Origin of the sequence: Bartonella queenslandensis AUST/NH15, assembly GCF_000312585.1 — a bacterium.
Lineage (GTDB): Bacteria > Pseudomonadota > Alphaproteobacteria > Rhizobiales > Rhizobiaceae > Bartonella > Bartonella queenslandensis_A.
This window is the reverse complement of sequence record NZ_HE998003.1, coordinates 255,693-259,522: the sequence shown is the minus strand read 5'-3', so window position 1 is coordinate 259,522 and position 3,830 is coordinate 255,693. Positions and strand designations below refer to the sequence as shown.

General features: G+C 46.1%; 2 protein-coding genes. Both read right to left on the bottom strand.

What is annotated here, in order from left to right; translation table 11 throughout:
* Nucleotides 1-1,876, bottom strand: a 1,876-nt coding sequence (locus tag BN338_RS06250; protein ID WP_039760103.1) for a filamentous hemagglutinin N-terminal domain-containing protein, incomplete at its 3' end; no start/stop codon positions are given.
* Nucleotides 1,877-1,967: 91 nt separating this feature from the next.
* Nucleotides 1,968-3,731: a ShlB/FhaC/HecB family hemolysin secretion/activation protein gene (locus BN338_RS06245; RefSeq protein ID WP_039760102.1), complete on the bottom strand. Its 1,764-nt coding sequence runs from the start codon at nucleotides 3,729-3,731 to the stop codon at nucleotides 1,968-1,970.
* Between the last annotated feature and the right edge of the window lie 99 nt (nucleotides 3,732-3,830).

Below are 3,830 nucleotides of genomic sequence, written 5' to 3'. Positions count from 1 at the left end.
AACCGGCATACGCATCAACGCTCTCACCGTACATGGTACCATTATTGATGCCTCTCTCACGCACCTGAAGGGTGAGCGCACCACCTTGTGCTTCCACAGTTCCCGCTTGGGCTAAAGCATCCGCACTTAAAATCACATCATGGCTTAAAAGCGTACTGTTCGTGCTGGTTGTGAGCATGCCCCCTGCTGTCAATGCAGCCTTTTGCAGACTCACAATTTCACCCATGTGATTGAGAGCCCCATGGGCATCCAACGTTATCTTCCCATTGGACGAAACAATGCCTTCTTGGACTAAATCACCGCTACGCGCATAAAGATCAACTTTTTGCTCTGCCACTAAATGGGCGCCTGAGGTAAGCTGTGCCGCTTCCACCAAAAGAGAGCCGCCAGCGCTATAATGGCCAGCCCCTATGGTGAAAGCACCATCGGCTTTTAGAACAATATTTCCCTTGGCACCAATATGGTTGTTGAACGCGCTGATTTGATTGCTTTCAATGATCATATCGCCAAGGGAAGAGACCCCCGTCTGATTGTTGTCTTGCAAGCGGTCAAAATCAATGGCTGAGGCATTGATCTGTAAAAGCGCACCAGATGCAATTCGCCCACTCCCCGCCTCAATTTTTGTTGCTTGTAAGTGCAAAGAACCGGTCGCTGACTGTTGACCATCATTGCCAATGCCATTCGCCAAAAGAGCCTCAGATCCAAGCTTGATCACATCGGCACGCACATCAACATTACCGCTCGCTGCAACCCGTGTACGTTCTGCTAATTCAACGCTGCTAAGAGCCTTAAGCCAAACAGCCTCTTCTGAAAAAAGCAGATCTTTCACATGCACACTGTCGTGATGAGAGTGAGCCTTCACCGCCCTTTTAGCACGTGCTTTGGTAATCACCAGCTTACCATCACTCGTCAATCTCATGGCGCCTGCATTGGCAACCATGTCTCCTCGCATTTTAACCCCAGCGCCCTTATCCGTGGCAAGCACGCGGATCTGACCCGCATACATCCCACCAAACTCACTGGAATCAATAGCCAATTCTGGTTCTTTGCCATCTGAACCAAGAGAACTTGCTTCGCGTTTGTCATAATCAAAATGATTGCGCCCCGCGATAACAGCTAAAGCCCCTTTGACCTGGATGGGACCTGCAACGCTAATCTTGCGTGAAACGAGATCAAAAATATCCAATGTGCGCCCATCAGCGCCTTTGGCGCCAATGGTGATATCTCCACCCTCAACACGCAAGCCGCTTAAAGACCCATTGGCTTCAATGATCGGCTGCCCCGTCGATAACGTCACCCGTGGTGTATTGATAAAGCCGCAACCGTTACAGGTAATTCCATTCGGATTGGCGATAATAACATCGGCCGCATGCCCGTGAACTTCGCTCATGCCCTCAAGACGCGAACGATTGGCACTGATCACTTCATTGAGAATAACCTTTGCCGCTCCGCTACCCCGTAAATTGCCATTGCCAAGCACCAAGCCACCAAGCTGTGAACGCGAAATCTCCTCTGTCGAATTGTTTAAAATCACGCCATGCGCATCAACATTGAAGCTTTCATATTTATTATGCGAAAGTCCTTGCCCATTGGGGCGCGCAATATCAACCTGCGGCACACCATTGCTGGCTGCCCCCACCGTCGGGTGGAAAAGTGAGCCAACCCCATCTGCCGCTTTAATCCCTTGAACCTCTTGAACGGGTGATCTTTGTGCACCAATTGCTTGCGCTTGCAACAACAAAGGCTGAAAAGCCAAGCAAAAGATTAAAACCAGTGAAAGCCCCTTGTGCGCTCCTCGCTGCAAAAAGCCAAGAACATACTGCCCTAGCGCACATCCATAGCCCAATTTATGCTTTTGATCTTTCAATCCCCGCATCTTAATCTCCTCAAAAAGCCTCTATATCTTTGTAAAAAAACACCCCAATGGGTATAAAGAGCGAGACAATATTGTTGATCGCCCCTTGGCTCTAAAATCTCAATAATGCCCGTACTTGAAATAATCCTGTCGTATTCCCCTGTTCTCTTGGTGTCGATTGGGTTAAAATATTTGAATAAGACACATCAACATCCGTCATCTCGCCGCTTGCATGGAAACCCAGAGTTGCCCCAACAAGGCTACCGCCAAAACTGTTTCTAAGGGGGGCATTGGCTACCATCCCTAAATCAAGCGCCATATACGGTGCAAATTGGCTCATAAATCGACGCCCCATTTTCGAAGAAAAACCCGGCAACAACAGCGACAATTCATTACGCCAAAACACCCCATTATTGCCGTAATAAACCGCCTCACGCACCCCACGCACTGATGAACTCCCACCAAGAGACATTTGCTCTGAACTAAATAATGTATCGGGTGATAATTGTCCTGAAAGCAACGTGTTATAACGAAAATTATACTGTTTGAGCGAAAAAGGACGCACATACCCTAATGAAAAAGACAACTTCGAAAATTGCCCTTTGGGAGCATTTTTTGTCGAAGTTTCTTGCTCTTTATCATCATAAGCGCCCAAAATCGCCAACCCCTTATGAAACCCTATATGAGCGCTCAATTCCCCTCCCATCCATTTGCGTGAATGATCAAGCTCTAAGGTTGCAAGTGCCAGTTGACGGCTGGAAACATCAACCTTGCTGCCCATAATAAAATTATCGGAATATTTCCATGTCAAACGCCCTGTAATCCATGTCTTTCCTTCTTGATCACGATCGATCACCCGTGAAACCCACGGTGTCAGTGATAAAGACTTACCCGAAGTCATAATATCGGAAAATATTCCTTTAATACGCGAATGATATTGGCTCCAACTGCCATCAAAACCGACTGTCCAATAACCATAGGGAATGGAAAAGGAACCTGTTATCGTATCACTATTGGGGCGCTTGCCTGAAAAATGATACGGACCACCATCCATGGAACGCTGATAACTAAACGACCATTGATCATTGCCCCCTAATAAATCATCAAAAGAAAGGCTCACACGTGTTTGGTAAATCCCAGTTGCTTTAGCGCCAAGATTATCACTAGAAAACGTCAGCAACCACGGCTTCTGCTTATCAATATGAATATCAAGAATAGAACCACCCGGAGCATCCCCAGCACCAAGGTTGATGGTCGCATGACGAGAGAAAAGACGATTGATTTGATCAAGCCCTTGTTCTATGGAGCGCAGATTAGCAGGTTGACCAACTAAATTTGGAAAAGCCGTAAGAGTTTCCCCTTGAGATTGTCTTTCAACTTTATGACCCTCCAGGGTGATATCTTCTATGCTGCCCTCAACAACAACAATTTTAAGACGCCCACCCCTTAAATCCTGTTCAGGTAAATAAGCCCGCACCGCAATATAGCCGAGCTTCATATAAAGCTTGGTTACCGCTTTGAGTACTTTATTAATTTCCGCAAGACCAAGACACCGCCCCTCCCAAAGAGAAATGGTGTTATGAAGATCCCTGCGAGAAATCAACTGAGCACCAACAAATTCAATGTTTTTGATCAGAAAACAGGTTTTGGAGGTTGAATCGCTTTGAAATACCGTCGATTCACTATCATCCTGTAATGAAATCTCATGTGTTTCATTCCTGCGGTGCAATCGTTGAAAACGCTGTTCTTGCATTTGTTGACGTTGAATCCTCTCGGATTGATCAATCGCTTGATCACGAAGGCTTTCTGCAAAACTCGCCAACGAAAAAAAACACAAAAATACCGCAAAAATACAAGTGAAAGAAAATCTACGCATTCATTGTGCCCTCAAAGTGAGAAACAAAATGAACCACATCATCAGCATCAAAGAAAAAATCGCCAATCGCAGAACAATTTTTTAATTTTTTGATGAGAA

What these genes read in the sequence shown, in the direction of transcription:
- BN338_RS06245 (WP_039760102.1), bottom strand. Translation starts at nt 3,731, where the DNA reads ATGCGTAGATTTTCTTTCACTTGTATTTTTGCGGTATTTTTGTGTTTT.